This window comes from Vulgatibacter incomptus (genome assembly GCF_001263175.1).
In the GTDB taxonomy this organism is placed as follows: Bacteria; Myxococcota; Myxococcia; order Myxococcales; family Vulgatibacteraceae; genus Vulgatibacter; species Vulgatibacter incomptus.
Genome location: NZ_CP012332.1, coordinates 1261703 through 1281994, shown reverse-complemented (window position 1 = coordinate 1281994; position 20292 = coordinate 1261703). Strand labels below are relative to the sequence as shown.

The window sequence follows — 20292 nt, the reverse complement described above, 5'->3', positions numbered from 1 at the left end:
CCGTTCCATGGGCCGTTTCCATCGGCGCCGCGGCGGCGCCGTTACTCGACCGTCACGCTCTTCGCCAGGTTGCGGGGCTGGTCGACGTCGCAGCCCCTCTCCACCGCCATGAAGTACGCAAAGAGCTGCAAGGGCAGCGAGGCGTAGAGCGGCACGATCGCGGGCTCCACCGGCGGGATCCAGACGGCGTGATCGGCGAGGCTCGCGAGGTCGGCGTCACCCTCGGTCCCCACCGCGATCACCGTTCCGTCCCGCGCCTTCACCTCTTCGAGGTTGGAGAGCACCTTGTCGCGCAGCGAGTCGTTCGGCGCGATCGCCACCACCGGGAGCCCCTTCGAGATCAGCGCGATCGGGCCGTGCTTGAGCTCGCCGGACGGATAGCCCTCCGCGTGGATGTACGAGATCTCCTTGAGCTTGAGCGCCCCCTCGAGTGCGAGCGGATAGCCGTAGCCTCGGCCCAGGTAGAGGAAGTCGTTCGAATTCGCCTTCTCGCGGGCGAGGGCCTGGAGCGGCGCGGCCATTCGGCCGAGGAGGCCCGCGATCTTCTCCGGGGCCTTCACCAGCGCCTCGCTGAGCTGCCCCGCCCGCGCCGGGTCGAGGCGACCTCGCAGGCGCCCAAGGGTGAGGGCCATGAGGAGGAGCGCGGTCACCTGGGTGGTGAACGCCTTGGTGGAGGCCACCGAGATCTCCGGCCCCGCCCTCGTGTAGAGCACTCCATCGGCCTCCCGGGCCACGGTGCTCCCGACGACGTTGCAGATCGCGCCCGTCCTCGCGCCCGCTTCGCGCGTGGCGCGGAGGGCCGCGATGGTGTCGGCCGTCTCGCCGGACTGGGTGATCGCCAGGGCATAGGTCCCTTCCTCGGTCGGGCGGGGACGGTAGCGGTACTCGGACGCGATCTCGGCGGACGCCGGGATCCCCGCGAACTCCTCGAAGAGGCGCCGGCCGATCAACGCGGAGTGCCAGCTCGTGCCACAGGCGATCATGTCGATCCGGCGGATCGCGCGGGCCTCATCCGTTCCGATGCCCAGCTCCTGCTGGAGTGTCCCGGCGGCGAGCCTGCCTGCGAAGGTGTCCGCGATCGCGTGGGGCTGCTGGTGGATCTCCTTGAGCATGAAGTGGGGGAAGCCGCCCTTCTCGGCCTCCTCCGCGGTGTACGGCACGCGCTCCGGGCGGCGCTCCACGCGCCGGCCGTTGAGGAGCTCCGTGATCTCGATGTGATCGCCGTGGATCGACGCGACCTCCCCCTCGCCGAGGATGAGCTGATCGCGCGTGAACGGGAGGAGCGCCGGGATATCGCTCGCGACGAAGCGCTCCCTGTCGCCGAGGCCGACGATGAGGGGCGAGCCGCGCCTCGCCGCGACGATGCGGGACCTCTCGTGGGCCGCCATCACCGCGACCGCGAAGCTCCCCTCCACCCGGCGGAGGGCCTCCTTCAACGCCTTCTCGAGGTCGCCTCCGCAGCGCACCAGCTCGTGCTCGATCAGATGGGCGAGGACCTCGCTGTCGGTGCCGCTGCGAAAGGCGCAGCCGCGGGCGATCAGCCCCTCGCGCAGCGCGCGGTAGTTCTCGATGATGCCGTTGTGAACGACGGCGACGTTGCCCGTGCAATCGGCGTGGGGGTGGGCGTTCTCGTCGGAGGGCCGCCCGTGTGTGGCCCACCTCGTGTGCCCGATCCCCTTGCGCGCCGTTCCGCCGGCAGCCGCGAGCGCAGATCCGAGCGCGGCGAGGCGTCCCTGCCCCTTCCGGATCGAGAGGCGTTCGCCCTCGTGAAACGCCACACCGACGCTGTCGTAGCCCCTGTATTCCAGGCGGCGGAGCCCCTCGACCAGGATCGGCCCCGCCTCCCGCTCACCGATGTAGCCCATGATCCCGCACATCGTCCTGGCGCCCTCCTCCCAAACCCCTATGCCTCGCGGGCCTGGAGCACGAGCCCCAGGACCGCGGCCGCAACCTTGTCCGGATCGTGCCGGATCCGCCCCCGCTTCGCGGCGAGCTCCGCGCCGATAGGAATCACTCCTTGTGAGAGAACCAAGCTCTCGTCGAGGACCACCGGGACCTGGCCGCGTCGCGCGTAGCGATCCAGGAGCTCGCGCGGGTGCGAGCGACCCCGATCCACGAGAAGGAAGTCCGCGACGTCTCCTGCGTGGCGGAGCACGGCGCGGACGTGCCCGGCCGCGTCCAGGTCGTCCGTCTCGCCAGGTTGGGTCATCAGGTTCTGGACCAGGATCCGCACCGCCGAGCTCTGTCGGATGGCGTCGGCCACGCCGGCCACCAGCAGGTTGGAGATCACGCTCGAGTAGAGGCTCCCTGGCCCGAGCACGATCGCGTCCGCCTGCCGGATCGCCTCGAGGACGCCGGGCGAGGCGGGTGGCGCGCCGGGCGCGAGCTCGACCCGCTCGATCGGGCTCGAACGCCTGCGGTCGAAGGTGCGCTCGCCGACGATCCGGCTCCCGTCCGAGAGGCGCCCGATCAGGTGCACCGGCTCCAACGTCGCAGGGAGGATCCGCCCCTGGCAGCCGAGCATCCGGCCGGCGCGTTCGACCGCCGAGAGGAAGTCGCCCTCCAGCGACGTCAGCGCGGTGATGAGCAGGTTGCCGAGCGAGTGGCCGCGCAGGCCCCTCCCGGCGCCGAAGCGGAAGCCGAAGAGCCTCGCGATGGAGCGGCGCCGGACGTCGGCGAGCGCAACCAGGCAGTTGCGGATGTCGCCAGGAGGGAGGACCCCGTTCTCCCTCCGGAGCCTGCCGGAGGATCCGCCGTCGTCGCTGACCGCCACGATCGCTGTGATCTCGAAGGGCCCCAGGGCCGTCGCCCGCCGCGAAAACCGCGCCAGGCCTTGCAGCAGCATGGGGAGGCCCGTGCCTCCCCCGATCGCGACCACCCGGATCGTACGGGGGCTCCCGAGGTCGAGTGGCGGGTCCTGCCGCTCGACGCGCCTCGGGCGGCCCTCCTGCCGAACTTCCGCCAGCCCCTCCATCGCCTACCTTGCCCCCCTTCCGGTAAGAACGTGTCTCACCGTGTGAAAGACGATCGCGAGGTCGAGGAAGAGCGAGCCGTTCTTCACGTAGTAGAGGTCGTACTCGAGCTTGCGTCGCGCATCCTCCACGCTCGCGCCGTAGGGGTAGCGGAGCTGGGCCCATCCCGTGATTCCGGGCTGGACGGTGGTCCGCAGGCCGTACCACGGGATCTTCGCCTCGAGCTCCCGAACGAAGTACGGACGCTCCGGCCGGGGACCCACGAGCGACATCTCCCCGCGCAGCACGGCGACGAGCTGGGGGATCTCGTCGACCCGGGCCTTGCGCAGGATCCACCCCACACGCGTGACGCGGGGATCGTCCTCGCTGGCCCAGCGGGGAGCGCCGGGCGCCTCCGCGTCCAGCCTCATGGTGCGCAGCTTCACGAGCTCGAAGGTCCGCCCCCGGGCCCCGACTCGCGTCTGGCGGTAGAAGACAGGGCCCTTCGAGTCGAGCCGGATGGCGATGCCCGCAACGGCGAGGATCGGCGCGGCGAGGAGGAGACCCGCGAGGGATCCCGCCACGTCGAGGCTCCGCTTGGCGAAGCGCCTCAGGGAGGTGGTCCGGAACCCGCTCGAGTACGCCAGGAAGGAGGGGCGCAGGGCGTCCACCGGGATCCGCTGCAGGAGTCGCTCGAGGACCGCGTCGGCTCCGAGGCAGACGATCCCCGCGGCCCTGGCGTCGACGAGCTCCCGGATGGGGACCGCGCCGCGATCGTCTGCGGCCGCGATCACGATCCAGTCCGCGCGGAGGCGCGTGGCCGCGGAGGCCAGCCCGTCGCCGGCGTCCACGAGCCGCTCGGGGCTCACGTCGGGCCGCTCCCCGGCGAAGGGCACGAAGCCCAGGATCTCGAGGCGATCCTCCGCCTCGTCGATCATCGTCCGCGCGAGCCGGGCCGCCGCTGGACCTGCGCCGGCCACGAGCACGCGCCTGGGCCTTCCGACCAACGCGGGCAGGACGCTCCGCAGCGCGATCGCCGAGAGGGCCGCAGCGCCGATGGCGCCGAGGGCCAGCGCACGCTGCTCGGACCCTCCGCGGATCGACGCGATCCCGAGGATCGCAGCCGCGGCGAGGAGCGCCACCGCGATCCTCCGCCCTCCGTGCGCCCTGTCGGCGATCGCGGTCCGGAGATCGTAGAGGTCCGCCGCGTAGAAGGATGCGGCGCAGCACGCCGTGGTCACGAGCGCCCACGGGGCCGCGCGTCCCACGCGCGCGATCACCGCGGCGATGAATGGGATCGCCGCGCCGCCCAGGACGCGGTCGAGCATCGCCCTCCCACCCAGGAGCGGGCCCGCGACCTCCGCTTCCGCCATCGATCCGGTCATCGCCGCGGCGGCGGCAGCGGCGCCCAGGAGCGCCATCGCGAGGATCACGGCCTGCTCCACGCAGAACAGCAGGGCCTTTCGTCCGGGGTACGAGTGATTGAGAAATCGCGCCATTTCCGCCGCAGCTCCTCGTGCCCTGACAAAAGCCCTCTCCGTCGCGGGCGCCGGCCCGCGTTCCCCTCCTCTTCCGAGCGCGATGGGTCGCTACTTGCGCGCGTAGTATTTCCGGTAGGCCGCGGCCCCTTCGCCGCAGGCGGTGAGCACACAACCCAGCAGCGGAAGTCCCGCGAGGGCGTTCACCGCCTCTCCCACCTGCTCCGCCGGCGTCCCGCCGTTGCGGACCACCACGACCACGCCGTCCGCCGTCCCCGCCGCCACGAGCGCGTCGGCGAAGGGGAGGATCGGCGGGAGGTCCAGGTAGATCTCCTCGTGGCCCCCGCGGAGCTCCTCGAGGAGAGCCGTGAAGCTCCTGCCGGCGAAGAGGCTCCCGGGGTCCTCGGGATTCTCGCCAGCCGGGAGGATGTCGAGGCCGAAGGGGCCCTTGCGAAGGGACTGCGCGAGCTTCGTCTTTCCGGCCAGCAGCGACGAGAGACCGTCGCTCGAGTCGACGCCGAAGAGGCGCGCAACGGCGGGTCTGCGGAAGTCGCAGTCCACGAGGGCCGCGCGCCTGCCCCTGCGCGCCGCGCACGCCGCCAGGTTCGCGGCCGTGATGGACTTCCCCTCGCCCGAGACGGCGGACGTGAGGGCGACCACGGAGATCGGCCGGTTCTCACGGGCGCGGTCGAGACGCAGGTGGAGCATCCGGAACTGCTCTGCGGCGGCGCCCGAGGGATCGGTCAGCGAGACGACCCGCGGATCCACGAGCTCGAGCGTGTCTGCCGGGTTGCTTCGAAGTGCCTTGGCGTCCATCTCGGTCCTTCCCCCCTACGCCCTGTGCCCGCGACCAAGTTGCACATGTCCCGAATCGCTCCGAATCCCCCGATCGGGCCCGCGAGGACACCCCTGAAAGAGTCGCGCGATCACCGCCTGGCGCGGCCCTCCAGCGACGGCACGGTCGCGAGGACCTGCAAGCCGAGCCGCTGCCTCGCATCCGCCACCCCCCGGATCGAGGTGTCTCGGGACGCGGCCCACCCGCCTGCGGCGAGCCCTGCGCCCAGCCCGAGGAGCAGCGCGATCCCCATGGCCGACATCGCCTTGGGCTCCGCCGCGGTGAGCGGCTGCATCGCCGGCTCGAGCACGCGGAAGAGCGAGGTCTTCTGCCGCCGCTCGAGGTCCTGGGCCAGCTCCGCCTCCACCTTCCGGGAGAGCAGCGTGGTGTACTTCTCGCGGATCACGTCGTAGTCGCGGTTGATCACCGAGAGCTCCGTGCCCACCGCGGGCGTCTTCTCGACCCGCGTCAGGATGTCGTCGATCCGCTGCTGGTAGCTTAGGGCCACGTCCTTCAGCCACCGGATCTCGCTGTCGATGCGAGCCTGCTCGCTGTCTCCCCGAGAGCCGGCCTCGGCGGCCTTGTCGAAGCGGGCCTTCGCAGTGAGCCACGCGCGATTCGCCGATACGACCTCCGGATGATCCGGGGTGTAGATCGACTGGAGCGACGAGAGCTCGCGCCTCGCGTCGTTCATGGCCGCCGCGAGCCGGGTGACCTCCACGCTGCTCTCCAGGCCGTAGCGGGCGAGGGCCGTCCGGCGCCGCTGGGCGTCGGAGAGCGAGGCCAGCGTCGTCTCCATGAGCCCGTTGAGCCTGTCGAGCTGGCGCAGGTTCGACTCGAGGACCTCGGGAAGCTCGTGCGCGTGGTCGGCCTTGAACTGCACCAGCCGGGCCTCGAAGGCCTCCGCCTGGGGACGGATCCGCTCCAGCTCCGCGCTGAAGATCGACGCGACCCGCTCCGCCGCCTCGGCCCGCTCCTCGAGAGCGATCAGGGCGTAGACCTCGGGGAGGCGGTTCGCGACCGTCGCCGCCTCCTGGGGCGTCCTCGCCGAGTAGGCGAGGACGAAGGCGTTCTCGCCCTCGACCTTGACCTCGATGCTCGCGCGCATCGCCTGGAGCGCGGCGTTCATCCCATCCGAGGCCCGAAGACCCGCGAAGAGATCCTGCTCCACGATCACCTTCTCGAGGACCTTCGGAGAGAGCATCTCGTGCCGTACGGTGGCGAGGCGCTGTTGGATCTGCTCGGTCACCGTCGGCGAGACGTAGCGCTCGGGGAGGAACTGCGCCTCCACGCGCACGACCGTGGTCGCTGTGTACCTGGTCGGCTTGAGAGCGACGTAGAGCGCGCCGACGAAGAGCGCCGCGCCGACGCAGCCGGCGACGAGGAGGCGGTGATGCCACAGCCCCACGAGGAGCTGCTCCATCGAGAGCGACTTGTCGCGTCCTGGTTCCATATGCGCTTTCACCTCGGTAGCCGCCCGCCGTCCAATTGCCAGAAGAAGCCGGCCGCGAAGACGTTGCGGGAGATGTCGATGGCTGACAGCCCGGCGCCGCTCAGGGTCCACTGCTCCACGCGCCGCCACGCGAACTGCGCCGCGACGTCTCCGCCCAGCGCGTACTCGAGCACCGCCGCTCCGCCGAAGCCTCCGACGAACGCGGACCGATCGGGTGCCGCGCCGTTGCGAAAGGCGGCGACCGCCACGGTCGCGCGGAGCGGCTCGCTCACCCGCCAGTTGGCCACTCCGCTGATCGCGTCGCCCCATAGGGCGCCCTCGAAACCGGTGGAGCCGAAGAGGCCGCGTTCGTACTTGAGGCCGAGGGTGACGCGCTGCCAGATCTGGTTCAGCTCCCAGCGGCCCCATGGAACGGTCGACGTCGTTCCGTTCATCGTGTACCAGGCGGGCCCCACCTCGAGCTCCATGCGCACGGTCTTCGTGAAGTCGTGCGCGTACGAGAGGCTCACCTCGTTGGAGGCGGCGTCGAGCCCGCCTATGGCCTGGAAGTATTGGAGGCGATAACGCAGGGTGGAGGCGTCCCGCGTGCTCCAGGAGTGGGAGAGCCAGGCCGACGGCGAGTGGACCGCGCTGTCCGAAGCATCCGGACGGGGCAACCCCGGATCGCTCGGGGTGTCGATCCGGGCGTACTCCTCCTGAAGGCGGACGCCGATGTTCCAGGTGTGACCGAGGCGGCGGTTGAAGCCGAGGTCGGCTTCGGCGTAGCTCGTCCTGCCCGCCGTCCGGACCACTCCGATCCGGGAGAGGGAGGTGGGATCGTAGACCTGCTCGAAGGCCTGATGGAGCTCGAGCGTCGACCTCTTGTCGAGCTCGAAGTGCTGATCACCCCGAACCCGGTGGTTCACGCCGCCACGGCCGGCGCCCTGGTGGGCGAAGCTCACCACCTCGAAGAGATAGAGCGCGTCGATCGTGGTGGTGGGGCTCGCGAGCTTCCACCCCACGCCGGGCTGGACCAGCGAGGAGCCGTCGCCGCCTCCCTCTGCGAGGTTGCTGTCGTAGCGGCCCTCCAGACGCAGTCGGAGGGTAGGCCCGCTGACCCAACCTGCCGAGGCCTTCAGCGGCATCAGCGCCGCCGCCACCCCGATCAGCAGGAGGCCCAGACGACCCGGCCGCGACTCCTTCGATCCCACGCCCCCCATCCTCCTCGCGCGATCGTCACGGAACGTAGAGCGTGTCGCCCGGCATCATCCTCGGAATCACCGAATCGGCGTTCTTCACCAGCTCGTCGTAGTCGACGACCATCCGCTCATCGCCCTTCGGACCCTTGCGGATGAGGAGGACCCTGCCTCGGCTCGCGAAGTCCCCGAAGCCGCCGGCGAGGGCCAGCGCCTGGATCGCATCCAGGTTCCCCCTCACGGGGTACGCCCCCGGATGCACCACCTCGCCGATCACGTAGATCCGAGCGGCGTTGATCTCCCGGATGATCACAGTGACGCGAGGCGACTGCACGACCGCCTCGAGCTTCGAGCGCAGCTCGTCTGCGAGCTCCTGGGCAGATTTGCCCGCCACCTCCACGTCGCCGAGGAGCGGCAGGGAGATCTTTCCGTCCGGCCTCACGGGAACGGTGCGGGAGAGCTCGGGGGCCTGGAAGACCGCGACCTCGACGACGTCTTCCCGACCGATCCGGTACGGGCCCTCCGGCTCGGAGAGCCTGGTCTTCTGGGTCGACGCACAACCCGCCAGGCAGATCGCGGCGAGCACCGTCCAGCGCTTCCAGTCCATCTCCCCTCCCCGGCGCGAGCTCGACACCACGCGGGGAGACCTGCAGCGCATATGCCATCCGCCTGCCCGACCGTCCGACCCACCTTCTCGCTGCCCGGAGGGAGCATCGTTCCGGCCTTGGGAATCGGCCTTCCATCCGAGGGAGCGAGCGGTCCCTAGCAGCCAGGTGGCGATGCGCCTGCTTGCTCGGCCGTTGGTACCCCGAAAGGGTGCTTGCTAGTCTTCCGAGAACATTCCGTCGGATGAAACTGGCGAGCGCGGAACGGGTCGGCGCAACTGACAGAAACCGACTCGAGCACTATGAGTGTGTCCGCAGCGAGCCAGGGCATCCGGCCATCGAGGATCGCAACCATGCCCGGAGCCCCGCCCCCTTCGAACGTCCGCCAGCGAGCCCTTCGCCTCGTCGCGGCGGCCTTCGTCCTCCTAGCCGGCTTCCCGGCAGCAGCGGCCAGCCACCCGAGCCTCCTCTTCGACCGCTCGGAGATCTCCACGATCCGGGCGCGCCTCGACGGCCCGCTCCGGCCGATTCGCACCGCCCTCGAGGCCGGGATCCACTACCCCTACGCCGGCGGCAACTTCCCGGTGACGCCGGATCGGAACTGGATCTATTTCTCCGATCGGCGCGCCATTCCCGACTCCATGGTGGCGTTCGCCTTCGGCACCATCGGCCTCGATCCAGCCTCCTCGATCGCGGGCGAGGCGCGGACCCTCGCGAAGAACTACCTCGTCGGGATCTGCAACTACCCGGACTGGATCTTCCCAGAGACCCAGGACGGCCCCGACCCGGACCTCAACTCCGCGCACTTCCTCTTCGGGGTCTCCCTCGCCTACGACTGGCTCTACGACTCCCTCTCCGAGAGCGAGCGCCAGCGGTGCCGCGATCGCGTCGCGGTGGAGGGCGAGAAGGTCTACCAGGCCATGCGTCGCAACGTCTGGTGGATGCCCGAGCACCTACAGAACCACAACTGGATCAACACGTCCTCCCTGGGCATGGCGGCCCTCGCGTTCGACGGCGAGCTCTCCTTCTCGACCCAGCGGTGGCTCGACGCCGCCAAGGAGAACCTCGACAAGGTGAAGTACGTCATCGACCTCATCGAGGGCGGAGGCTGGCACGAGGGTACCGGCTACCTCCACTACGGCCTCGACTCCCTCATCCCCTTCTCGCACGCGCTCTCGCGGCTCCGGGGAGGGCCCGACTACGCCGACACGCGGATCGTGCGCGACTACCCTGCCATGCGCCGCTTCATGATGCCTCCCGCTGCGGCCCATCGGCGCGAGTACGTGCTCTGGGGCGATTTCTCCGGCTTCGAGAACGACAACACCCTGCTCCCCCTCTTCTACGCGGGCCGCAAGTACCGCGACGGCCAGGCCATGTGGTACGCGCAGCGCTTCATCAGCGGCGCTACCAACGGACGCTACGATTTCAGCGGCTGGCCCCCCAGCCAGCGCGGCTTCCTCCTCTCCGTCCTCTTCTACGACGAGACCGTCGCGCCCACGGCTCCGCCCGCCGGCGGCGCGGCGTGGAACCTCGACTACTACTCGAAGGATCTCTCCCTCTGGGAGAGCCGCAGCGGCTGGGAGGATGGCGGCGCCATGCTCACGCTCAAGACCGGCGTCTACGGCGGCCGCGGCAACTGGGATCGGCTACGCAACGACGGCTGGCCCGGCGGGTACATCAACTTCGGCCACGACCACGCCGACGACATGGGCGTCCACTTCTTCGCCGACGGCGAGTGGCTCACCACGCGCGTCCCCGGATACTGGATCGGCCGAGCCAACGGCGCCCCGGAGGCCAACCGCACCAAGTACGCCAACTCCCTCCTCGTGGACGGCCAGGGCCAGCTCGGCGAGGGTGTCCGCGACTGCTGGATGGGCTCCTGCACCTGGTTCTGGGATCGCGTGAGCTCGATCAACCTCCGCGGCTCCACCGCCCACTACTCGTTCGCGATCGGCGCCGGAAGCAAGCTCTACCCGAGCTCGATGGGCCTCACCGCGTTCGGCAGGTCCGTGCTCTTCCTCGACCGCCGTATCCCCGTGGTCCGGGACGTGGTCCGCGCTAGGTCCAACAAGCGCTTCGAGATCGTCTACCACGCCATGGACGGCGCAAGCCGCGATGGCAGCTGGATTCGGCTGAACGGGAAGAACGATCGGGTGCTGGGAGTGAACGTCGTCTCCCCCGCGGCCTTCGAGGTGCGCACCGAGTCGCAGAGCCTCGTCCACCTCGACAAGTTCGATTCGGACGGGAGCATGACGGCGGCGATGATCCGGCCGGCGACGGACACCTCCGACACCGTGTTCCTCACCGCCCTCGTTCCGCAGCGAGGATCCAACTGGGCATCGGGGAGGCCGCGGATCGCCGCGATCGATCCCTCTGATCCGGGGCGCGGGCTCAGCCTCACCGGCCTCGAGGCGGGCGCGCAGCTCGACGCCGTCTTCAACGAGGATCCGGGCCAGACGAGCGCGGCGGCGGGCCTCTCGGTGAAGGGGATGGCCGGTGTGCGGAAGACCGTGAACGGCCAGGTCGCGCGGGTCATGCTCGCCTCCGGGACGTCGCTATCCCTCGACGGGACGCCGTGGATCGAGGTCGCCGGCGACGATCCCGCGACGGTCGAGGCGGAGCGGAACGGCTACATCCTCGACGTGACCGGCGACGAGCGCCCGATGCGCCTCTACGCGCCCGGCGCGACCGTTGTCCGCCTCAACGGCGAGCCGGTGAGCTTCTCACGCAACGGTGACCACGTCCGGATCCTCAGCGGAGACACGGGCGGCGGCGCCGGCGGCAGCGGTGGGAACAGCGGCACCGGTGGGAACGGCGGCAGCGGCGGTAGCGGTGGCGCCGGAGGCGCCGGCGGCGGAGCCGGTTGCAGCGCCGGAGGCGCGGGCGGAAACACCGGTGGTGAAGGCGGCAGCGGCATCGACCCCGGCGCTGGCGGCGACACCGGCACCGATCCTGGCGCAGGTGGCGACACCGGCACCGATCCAGGCGCGGGTGGCGATACCGGTACCGATCCCGGCGCAGGTGGCGACACCGGCACCGATCCCGGCGCTGGCGGCGACACAGGCACCGATCCCGGCGCTGGCGGCGACACCGGCACCGACCCGGGCGCTGGCGGCGACACCGGCACCGATCCCGGCGCGGGCGGCGACACCGGCACCGATCCCGGCGCCGGCGGCGACACCGGCACCGATCCCGGCGCCGGCGGCCACGGCGGGACCGACCACGGCTCCGGTGGCAATGACGGCACCGACCCGGGCACCGGCGGCGCTGGTGGCTCGATCGACGGAGGCGGCGGGACGATCGACGGCGGCACCGGCGGCCAGAACCCCGGCCCCGGCGACGGCGGAACGACCGATCACGATGGAAAGGGAAAGAAGCGAAGGTTCGGCTGCGACGCCACTGCCGCGAGCCAGGCCTCTCCGTTCGCCTTCGCCATCCTCGCCCTCGGGATCCGGAACCGGCGCAAGCCTTCGCAGAACGCGTAGCGGGAAGCCGGCGCCTGAGAGCTCAGAACACGACCTCTCAGGCGCTCACGCCGGGCCGGTAGATCCCGTAGTCCAGCTCGGGAAAGAGGTTGTCCTTCCCCTCGATCCAGGCGAGCCAGCCTTCGTCGATGGCCCGATCCCGAACCTCGCGCTCGAGGCGAAGGAAGCGCAGCAGGTGCTCGCGGGTCCGTCGGATCGCGTACTCCACCATGGTCCCCGTCTTCATGATGAAGGCCCAGTCCGACGACTGGGCGAGCAGCAGCTCGCGGGCCGCCTGGTTCAGGGCGCGGCGCTCGATCTCGCTGGGCTCTCGGTAGTCCGAGGCGAGGCGGATCATCCGCTCCGCCGCACCGTGGAGATGCCGGTAGATCCAGTCGTTCGAGCCGTCCAGCCAGACGCCGGCGTACCCCCCCGCGCCCCAGGAACAAAGGGGCGGCGTCGCCACCTGCTGGGTCGGGTTCTCGCGGAGGTAGTCGGCACCGGTCGCCAGGCGGAACACGCTCTGATCGTGCGCCGCCTTCCGCAGGAACATCTCCAGGAAGACCGGACCCTCGAACCACCAGTGCCCGAAGAGCTCGGCATCATAGGGCGCCACCACCACCGGCTTTCGATCGCCCATCGTGAGCGCCAGGTGCTCGATCTGCCGCTCGCGGTTGAACATGAAGTTCCCCGCGTGCACGTCGGCCTGATGGAAGGCGGCCCGCCAGTCGTAGAGGTCCTTGTCGGCCGTCTTCCCGGTGATGCGGTGGTACTTGAAGCCCGTGTTCTTCCGCTCGCCCGTGGACTGCACGTAGGGCTTCACATAGTCGTAGTCGAGGTCGTAGCCCACGTCCCGGTAGAACTCGCGGTAGACCGGATCCCCCGGATACCCCTTCTCCGCGCTCCAGACCTGCTCGCTGGACTCCGGATCCCGCCCGAACGCGGCCACCCCGGACGGCGTGAAGAGCGGCGCGAAGACGCCGTATCGCGGCCTCGGGGTGGCGTCGACGATCCCGTGCGTGTCCACGAAGAAGTAGCGGATCCCCTCCGCCGCCAGCATCCGCTCCACGCCGGGGTAGTACCCGCACTCCGGCAGCCAGATGCCGGCGGGGTCCCTGCCGAAGTGCTGCCGATAATGCGCCGCCGCGACCGACACCTGCGCGCGGACCGTCTCGGGCTGTACCTGCATCAGCGGCAGGAAGCCGTGGGTCGCGCCGCAGGTGACGATCTCGAGCACGCCTCGATCCTGCAGGCGCCGGAAGGCACCGACCAGGTCGCGCTTGTACCTCTCGTGCCAGAGCCAGCGCGAGTGGTTCAAGTGATGATGATAGAAACGAGCGGTGTCATGGAGCCTGGGCTCGTGCCGCGTGCGGTCGAGCTCCTTCTCCGCCAGCTCGCAGAGCCGATCGAGGTGCGCGCCGTAGCGCCGCTGGAGGAGCTCGTCCCGGAGCATCTGCACCAGCGGCGGCGTCAGCGTCATCGAGATCCGGAACGGAACCCCGTCGTCCGCCAACTTCTCGAAGCGGGAGACGAGAGGCAGGTAGGTCTCGGTGATCGCCTCGAAGAGCCAGTCTTCCTCGAGGAACCGCTCGTGCTCCGGGTGACGGACGAACGGCAGGTGGGCGTGGAGGTGGAGAATCAGGTAGCCCTTCACCGGGTCGCCTCGTAGCGTGAGCCGGACCAGGGACGATCGCCCGCGTCCTTGCGACCGGCGACGCTGCGCTCCGACGCGCCCAACTTCTGGGATCGGGAGGCCGACAGGAGCGCCTGCCGCTCGGAGTCGGAGATCGCCGGCCACTCCATCCCGCGGGCAAAGAGATCGAGCCGCCTCGCGAGCGAGAGACCCCACGGCAGGGTCACGAAGCGATCGTCGATGATCGAAGAGGGCCCGACGGGCGGCAGCGCCATCTCGTTCGACGGCGCGCCGATCCGTCGCTCGCCGTTCCGCCCCACGAAGACGAGCTCGGCGCGGTAGCGGCGCCCCGGCGTCAGGCCCCCCACGTAGAACGAGCGGGACTCCAGCGCCACGTCGGCCTCTCGGACGAGCCCCTCGTCACCGAAGATGCGCAGGCGCACCCGGGGCTCGTCCAGGTTCCACCTCGCCCCGTCGACCGTCGCCCTCGAGAAGTCCCAGAAGATCCAGAGCGTCGCCGGATCGCGCGCCAGCGCCACGAAGGCGTCGTCCTCGTAGGCCCACGGCAGATCACCGAGCCACTCCTGAGGCGGCGGCGGGCCGGGCGGCTCGGCCCGTCTCGGCGGATGGAGCCTCTCCTCGGTGAGCGGATGGGGCGCGTTCCTCGCTGCCGCCTCCCCCTCGAGCCTCGCCACCAGGTGCCCCTCCGGCGGCGGCTCCCTGGCGACCGATGGCGCTCCCGGGCCCTGCTCCCAGGCGTAGGGATCCCCCGCGCCCTCGACCTGCACCTCGTTCGCGCCAGCCTTTCCCATGCGGGAGACCATTCGATCGATCGCCGCCATCGCGATGTCGATCGCCAGGCAGAGGGTTCTCCGGGCGGCCTTCAGAAGCCGCTCCCAGCTACCGGATTCGAGGTTCGAGATCGCCGACACCGCTCCCCCTCGCAATCATCCGCAACCCCAGAAGCCGTCCTCCCGCTCTCGCGGGCTGCCGTCTCGGCGCAGAAAGGCATCGACCTCGGGCTGCTTCAGGTACGCACCGCTGCGGTATAGGGCAACCCGCTTGGCGCGGGCAACGAGCACCTCGGGGCGCGGTTTCGCCGCCGTTCACTACCGTGCGGCAGACGAGAAACGCCCCGCCGGAGCGGCTCTGCGCCCTCCTCCGGCGCCCCACTCCATCGCCGCCCACCGCTGGCCAGGAACCGTTCGCTCTTCCACGGCGAGGGCGGGCCAGCGTACCCTTCGGGTCCGGTGGCCACCGATCCCCCCTCCCTCCGAACGACCCGCACCCTCGACGCCCTCGTCGCGTCGGGCCTCGCGCAGGAGGTCGCCGAGCGCGCCGTCTCCGCTTGCGAGGCGAGCGCGGATCCGGACGGCGCGGCGGCCGGCCTCGTCCGCTACGTGTCCGCCTACCGGGAGCGGATCGGCAGGCCCCTGCCCCTGGGGAACTCGCTCCTCGACCGCCTGGTTCCCCTCCTGGCCGGAAGCCGATTCCTCGCGCGGACGCTGACGTCGCGCCCAAGGTTGGGCCTCCTCCTGGCCGCCACCCGCTGGTACGAGCGCCCCAAGCCGCGCCGGATCCTCGAGCGCCGCCTGCGCCGCGGCCTGGCCCGCGTCCCCGCCGGCGAGGCCCTCCTCCAGGCGCTCCGACGCTTCAAGTACGAGGAGGTCCTTCGGATCGCCGCGCGCGATCTGGGCGGTGTGGCGCCGTTCCCGGAGGTAGCCGCCGAGCTCAGCGAGCTGGCAGAGGTCTGCGTCGACGAGGCCGCAGCGCGCCTCGCCCGTGAGCTCGCTAGCGACCACGGCGAGCCCGCCGGGGGAGAGGGGCGTGCCGCCTCCGGCCTCGCCGTCCTCGGCATGGGCAAGCTCGGCGCCGGTGAGCTGAATTTCTCCTCCGACATCGACCTGATCCTCGTCTACCCGCAGGAAGGGGAGACGGCTGGCGGCCCGGCTGGCGCCGTCTCCAACCAGACCTTCTACCGCCGCCTGGCGGAGAGGCTGGTCCGCGCGATCTCCGAGGTCACCGCCGACGGCTTCGTCTTCCGCGTGGATCTGGACCTTCGCCCCGAGGGCCGGGCAGGCCCGATCGCCATGGGTTCCGAGGCCTTCTTTCGCTACTACGAGGCGAAGGGCCGCACCTGGGAGCGGGCCGCGCTGCTCAAGGCCCGGCCGATCGCCGGCGATCTCGCCCTCGGCGGGGAGATCCTCTCGTCGCTCCAGCCCTTCGTCTACCGGCGCTACCTGGACATCGGCGCCGTGGACGAGCTCCGCGCCATGAAGGCCCGGATCGAGCGGGAGGCATCCGGCGGCCAGGACGATCTCAAGAGGAGCCGGGGCGGGATCCGCGAGGCCGAGTTCGTGGTCACCGCGCTCCTCCTCCTCCACGCCGGGAAGAACCCGAGGCTCCGGGAGCGCGCCACCCTCCCCGCCCTCGACAAGCTCGTCTTCGCTGGCCTCCTCTCCGCCCAGGATCGCGGCGCCCTCGCCGACGCCTACGACTTCCTCCGCAGGGCCGAGCACCGGATCCAGATGGTGAACGAGAGGCAGACCCACGAGCTCCCCGCCGATCCCGACGAGCGGGAGCGGCTCGCGAGGCGAATGGGCTACGGGCCACCCGACGCGGCGGCCGGCTTCCTCGCCGACCTCGCCCACCACCGCCGCGCGGTGGAGCTCTGCTTCCGGGATCTGCTCGGCGTGTCGGGCGTCGTGCCCAGGCCCTCCGATCCGCAGCTCGAGCGGGCGCTCGATCCATCCCTCCCCGACGGCAAACGTGAAGCCGCCCTCGCCTCCAGCGGCTTCTTCGATGCGGCCTCGGCCCTGGGCGAGCTCAAGCGCCTCGCGCGAAAGCCCGACACGCCCTTCGCCGCCCACGTGCTCCCTGCCCTCGAGGGCCAGGCCGAGGCGCTCCTCTCCGAGGCGATCCGGAGCCCCGACCCCGACCAGGCCCTCCGGACCCTCGCGGACTTCGCCACCGCCCTCCGATCCCCCGGTCCCTGGTTCGAGCTCCTCGCCGCACACGGCGCCACGGCGCGGCTCCTCCTCGAGCTCTTCGGCACCAGCGACCACCTCTCGCGCTACTTCGTCCGCCACCCCGAGCTCCTCGACACCCTCCTGCGCCGCGACGCGGCCTCGCCGCGAAGGGGGCGCTTGCTCCTGGCGGCGGAGGCGGCCCAGCGGACCGCCCGCGACGCCGACCTTGAGGAGAAGCTCTCGGCCCTGCGCCGCTTCAAGAACGAGGAAGAGCTCCGCATCGGCCTCAACGACGTCTCCGGTGATCTCGACCTCGAAGGTGTGATGGCCGAGCTCACCGCCCTGGCCGACGCCTGCGTCGCCTCCGCCCTCGAGCTCGCGACGAGCGAGCTCACCGAGCGGCACGGAGAGCCGGCCGGTGGGAGCCGCCTCTCGGTCGTCGGCCTCGGCAAGCTCGGCGGCGGAGAGCTCGGCTACCAGTCGGACCTGGACTTGATGTTCCTCTACCCGAGCAGCGAAGGCATGAGCAGCGGCGGGAGCCGAAAGGCGATCTCCGCCGCGGAGTGGTTCACACGCCTCGTGCAGCGGCTGCTCTCGCACCTGCAGGTCCCGCTCCGCGAGGGCATCCTCTACCGGATCGACACGAGGCTCCGCCCCTCGGGATCCCAGGGCGCCCTCGTCGTCTCCCTGCCGGCGCTGGCCGCCTACCACGCAAACGAGAGCGCCCTCTGGGAGCGGCAGTCGCTCCTGCGGGCGAGGCACATCGCCGGCGATCCCGACCTCACCGACGAGGCCTGGGCGCGGATCGTCCAGCCCACCCTCTACGCCTCGCCGGTCGACGTACCGGCCGTCGCTGGCGCCATCGCCTCCATGCGCGCGCGGCTCCAGGAGGCCAGCGGGGAGGCCGACCCGTCGAGCCCCCACCTCAAGGCAGGCCGCGGCGGCCTCCTCGACGTGGACTTCGCCGTGCAGTTCCTCCAGCTCGTCCACGGCGCCGACCATCCGGAGGTCCGGTCGCCGTCGACCCTCGCCGGCATCGGCCGGCTGCAGCAGGCGGGGCTCCTCGACGAGACGAACGCGGAGGTCCTCCTCTCCGGCTGGCGCTTCCTGCGCAAGCTCGAGCTGCGGATGCAGCTCATCGCCGGCCGGCAGGCCGAGCGGCTCCCCACGCGATCCCTCGACCGCACCGCCCTCGCCAGGGGAATGGGATTCGTCGGCGGCGACGCCGCCCGCCAGCTCCTGGACGCCTACGGCCGGACCGTCGACTCGGTGCGGGGCGCGTTCCGGCGGATCGTCGGAGAGCCTCCGGGCGACGACCCTGGCCGCCCCCGCCTTGCCTGAGGCTTTTCGGCCGAAACGGAGGCAGGCGGGCAGGCCTGCCGAAGTCGCCACCTTCGTCAAGGCCTCGACGCAGCGGCCGCGTCGCGGTAGGGATCGGAGAAGTGTCCGCCGTCGAACGATTCCAGCAGGTCCGCCCCCTCGAGGAGCTCGAGGTCGCCCTGGTCCGAGCCACCCTCGCCGACCCTTGGGCCCTCGGTCCCGGGGAGGAGGCATCCCTGCGCTGGGCCATCTCGCTGGCGAGGCTAGGGGAGGTCGGCCCTCCAGAACGGTCCGTCTCCCTCGCGCCGGACGTCGCGCCGTTTCGGGAGGAGCTCGTTCGGAGGCTGACCGACGCGCTCGAGCGCCCCGACTTCGCCGCCCTCGGCGCCTTCGCTCCCGAGGCCGCCGCCCGCAGCAAGCAGCTACGCGACTCCCTCCTCCTTCGCCACGACGGCCGCCTCGACCCGCAGTCCCTGGACGCAGAGCTTCGGGAGAAGAAGCTCGTGCTCTCCCTCGGCGGCGGCGGCGGGACGAGCTACGTCTACCTCGGCGCCTTCGCCCTCCTGGAGGAGCACGGCCTCCGCCCGAGCCTCATCGCCGCCACCAGCATGGGGGCCATCCACGGCCTCTTCCGGGCCAGGAGCCACACCTACGACTCGGGCGAGGTCCTGGCGGCCCTCCGCGCCCTGAGCTGGAGCCGCCTCTTCCGGGTGCTCGCCATCGAGAACCGCTACGGTCTCCCGGCGGCCCTCCGGCTCTATCTGCGAGGCGCGCTCCTCCGCCACTTCCAGCGGGACGACGGCAGCCCCTTCACCTTCCGCGACCTCGAGATCCCGATGCTGGTGACGCTCTCCGGCATCCGCAGGGGCATGCTCCCGCGCCCGCTCTCCCACTACGAGCACCTCGTCGAGCCCACGCGCCTCGCCCTCAGGCCGTGGCTGCTCAAGTCCAAGCTGGAGGAGGTCGCTGCCGCCACCTCGGAGCTCGCGAAACCGGGCGTCCTCGACGGGATCGCCGTCGGCCAGGAGGACTGGACCAACGACTTCGACGTCGTCGACGCCGCGGGCTTCTCCTGCGCCGTCCCCGGCCTGATCCACTACGACGTCCTCCGGCCCGATCCGCGGATGCACGAGCTCCTTGGGACCCTCTTCACCCGCCGGGATCTCTTCCGGCTGGTCGACGGAGGCCTCACCGAGAACGTCCCCTCGCGGGCGGCGTGGGACGCGGTCCAGGCGGGGCGGATCGGCAGCCGCAACGCCCTGATCCTCGCCCTCGATGCCTTCGCTCCGAGGCTCTCGACGCCGCTCTGGCTCCCCCTCCAGCGGATCGCCGCCGAGAACGTCCGGGCCGCGAATCGCTACGCCACCGTGGTCCGCGCCTTCCGGCAGACGCCATCGCCGACCCAGCTGATCCCATCAATCTCCACCGTCGTTGCCGCGATGAACCGCGGAAAGGTGGAGCTCTCCGAGGACCTCCCCCTGGTCCGCAAACTCCTCGCCCCCCTCCCACCCCTGGACACGATCGCCCGGGCCGCGTGAGGTCGTGATGGAATCACGACCTCACGCGAAGCCGAAGGCGGAGCTGACGAGAAGAAGAGCGTTTCCGCGCGGAGCGCGGCTGAAGGAACCGGTCCCGCTCTTGGAGCGGGGCCGCTTCCTTCATACGCTCTGACGCCTCCCGCTCGATTCTTCCGATGACAAGCGGCCGAGAGGCCGCTAAGGTGCGCGCGAAATGGTCATTCACCTCGTTCGAATCGACGTACCGCCCCCCCGCGCCGAGGAGTTCTCTCGGTGGCAGGCATCACACGTCGTCGAAGCCGTGGCTGCCATGGGCCGCAACGCTCTGGCTGCGCGTGCGCGTGTAATTGGCGACGACGGCGCCGCAAGGTTCTGCTGGTTTTTCGAGCTGCCGAGCCTCGCGAGCCTCGAGTCCTACCTGATCTCGCGTGAGCGCGACGATCTCTCCCAGGCCTTCTCGACCGCGTTCGGCGAAGCGAAGGCGCACCTGGAGTTCGGCGAGCTCGAAGGCAACGTCCGCCGCGGCCTGCGCTTCGGCGAGGAGCCCGGCGCCGCCTTCGTCGTCGAGGCCGTCGTCCCCACGGCGGATCTCGAGGCCTGGTCCCGGTGGTACGACGAGGAGCACCTCCCCGCCGTCCTCGCCTCCCCCGGCTTCGTTCGCGCCCGCCGCTTCGAGCTTCACAGCGACGACGACGCTCAGAGCCGCCAGCTCATCGTCTACGACGCGGTCGACGCCGCGGCGGTCGAGGAGTTCCGCACGCAGGCCGGCCCCCGCCTAGCCGAGGAGCACGGTGCGCGCTTCCCCAGCGCCCAGGTGAGCCGGGCGACCTGGGAGTGGCTGGGCTAGGCGAGAACCGTCTTCCGCCCGGGCCGGGAATCCCGACCCGGGCAA

The 20292-nt window shown here is 70.9% G+C and carries 13 protein-coding genes; 4 read left to right on the top strand and 9 right to left on the bottom strand.

Going from position 1 to position 20292, the window contains the following annotated elements:
* Positions 1–41: 41 nt before the first annotated feature.
* The 7 genes from glmS to AKJ08_RS05115 all read right to left on the bottom strand — a co-directional run bounded on the left by glmS (position 42) and on the right by AKJ08_RS05115 (position 8499).
* Complete coding sequence (gene glmS / locus AKJ08_RS05145; protein WP_276202187.1) at positions 42–1865, bottom strand: glutamine--fructose-6-phosphate transaminase (isomerizing); 1824 nt, start codon at positions 1863–1865, stop codon at positions 42–44.
* A 38-nt stretch (positions 1866–1903) separates the two neighbouring features.
* Positions 1904–2974 carry a gluconeogenesis factor YvcK family protein gene (locus AKJ08_RS05140; RefSeq protein ID WP_082342723.1) on the bottom strand — a complete coding sequence of 357 codons (1071 nt, stop codon included), beginning with the start codon at positions 2972–2974 and terminating at the stop codon, positions 1904–1906.
* Positions 2975–2977: 3 nt separating this feature from the next.
* Positions 2978–4450: a TIGR03013 family XrtA/PEP-CTERM system glycosyltransferase gene (locus tag AKJ08_RS05135; protein ID WP_050725081.1), complete on the bottom strand. Its 1473-nt coding sequence runs from the start codon at positions 4448–4450 to the stop codon at positions 2978–2980.
* A gap of 90 nt (positions 4451–4540) precedes the next feature.
* On the bottom strand, positions 4541–5245 hold the full coding sequence (locus AKJ08_RS05130; protein WP_050725080.1) for a CpsD/CapB family tyrosine-protein kinase: 705 nt from the start codon (positions 5243–5245) through the stop codon (positions 4541–4543).
* Between the two features lie 110 nt (positions 5246–5355).
* Entirely contained in the window at positions 5356–6717 is a 1362-nt protein-coding gene (locus AKJ08_RS05125) for a GumC family protein (RefSeq protein ID WP_050725079.1), read from the bottom strand.
* 8 nt (positions 6718–6725) lie between these two features.
* Positions 6726–7907, bottom strand: a complete 1182-nt coding sequence (locus tag AKJ08_RS19690) for a hypothetical protein (RefSeq protein WP_169788747.1) — start codon at positions 7905–7907, stop codon at positions 6726–6728.
* Positions 7908–7932: 25 nt separating this feature from the next.
* A complete protein-coding gene (locus AKJ08_RS05115) occupies positions 7933–8499 on the bottom strand; it encodes a polysaccharide biosynthesis/export family protein (RefSeq protein WP_050725077.1) in 567 nt (188 codons plus the stop codon).
* Between the two features lie 351 nt (positions 8500–8850).
* On the opposite strand from AKJ08_RS05115, the gene AKJ08_RS05110 reads away from it, so the two are divergent.
* The gene (locus tag AKJ08_RS05110) at positions 8851–11982 is read left to right on the top strand and encodes a DUF4962 domain-containing protein (protein ID WP_050725076.1); all 3132 of its coding nucleotides are present in this window, start codon (positions 8851–8853) and stop codon (positions 11980–11982) included.
* 37 nt (positions 11983–12019) lie between these two features.
* Here the strand turns inward: AKJ08_RS05110 and AKJ08_RS05105 are convergent, their stop codons facing one another.
* The gene (locus tag AKJ08_RS05105; protein WP_050725075.1) at positions 12020–13615 is read right to left on the bottom strand and encodes a glycoside hydrolase family 57 protein; all 1596 of its coding nucleotides are present in this window, start codon (positions 13613–13615) and stop codon (positions 12020–12022) included.
* Complete coding sequence (locus AKJ08_RS05100) at positions 13612–14526, bottom strand: DUF4912 domain-containing protein (protein WP_050725074.1); 915 nt, start codon at positions 14524–14526, stop codon at positions 13612–13614. Before AKJ08_RS05100 ends, AKJ08_RS05105 begins: the two co-directional genes overlap by 4 nt.
* Positions 14527–14844: 318 nt before the next feature.
* Here AKJ08_RS05100 and glnE point away from each other — a divergent pair, with 318 nt between their 5' ends.
* From glnE to AKJ08_RS05085, 3 genes are all read left to right on the top strand, one after another.
* Positions 14845–17904: a bifunctional [glutamate--ammonia ligase]-adenylyl-L-tyrosine phosphorylase/[glutamate--ammonia-ligase] adenylyltransferase gene (gene glnE, locus AKJ08_RS05095; protein WP_050725073.1), complete on the top strand. Its 3060-nt coding sequence runs from the start codon at positions 14845–14847 to the stop codon at positions 17902–17904.
* A 101-nt stretch (positions 17905–18005) separates the two neighbouring features.
* Positions 18006–19421 (top strand): patatin-like phospholipase family protein, encoded by a 1416-nt coding sequence (locus tag AKJ08_RS05090; protein WP_050725072.1) that lies wholly within the window; start codon positions 18006–18008, stop codon positions 19419–19421.
* A 289-nt stretch (positions 19422–19710) separates the two neighbouring features.
* A complete protein-coding gene (locus AKJ08_RS05085) occupies positions 19711–20247 on the top strand; it encodes a DUF4286 family protein (protein WP_050725071.1) in 537 nt (178 codons plus the stop codon).
* Positions 20248–20292 lie beyond the last annotated feature (45 nt).

Coding starts and splice junctions, on each gene's coding strand:
- AKJ08_RS05115 (WP_050725077.1), bottom strand. CDS start 8,499: ATGGACTGGAAGCGCTGGACGGTGCTCGCCGCGATCTGCCTGGCGGGT.
- AKJ08_RS05085 (WP_050725071.1), top strand. CDS start 19,711: ATGGGCCGCAACGCTCTGGCTGCGCGTGCGCGTGTAATTGGCGACGAC.
- AKJ08_RS05140 (WP_082342723.1), bottom strand. CDS start 2,974: ATGGAGGGGCTGGCGGAAGTTCGGCAGGAGGGCCGCCCGAGGCGCGTC.
- AKJ08_RS05125 (WP_050725079.1), bottom strand. CDS start 6,717: ATGGAACCAGGACGCGACAAGTCGCTCTCGATGGAGCAGCTCCTCGTG.
- AKJ08_RS05135 (WP_050725081.1), bottom strand. CDS start 4,450: ATGGCGCGATTTCTCAATCACTCGTACCCCGGACGAAAGGCCCTGCTG.
- AKJ08_RS05130 (WP_050725080.1), bottom strand. CDS start 5,245: ATGGACGCCAAGGCACTTCGAAGCAACCCGGCAGACACGCTCGAGCTC.
- AKJ08_RS05110 (WP_050725076.1), top strand. CDS start 8,851: ATGCCCGGAGCCCCGCCCCCTTCGAACGTCCGCCAGCGAGCCCTTCGC.
- glmS (WP_276202187.1), bottom strand. CDS start 1,865: ATGGGCTACATCGGTGAGCGGGAGGCGGGGCCGATCCTGGTCGAGGGG.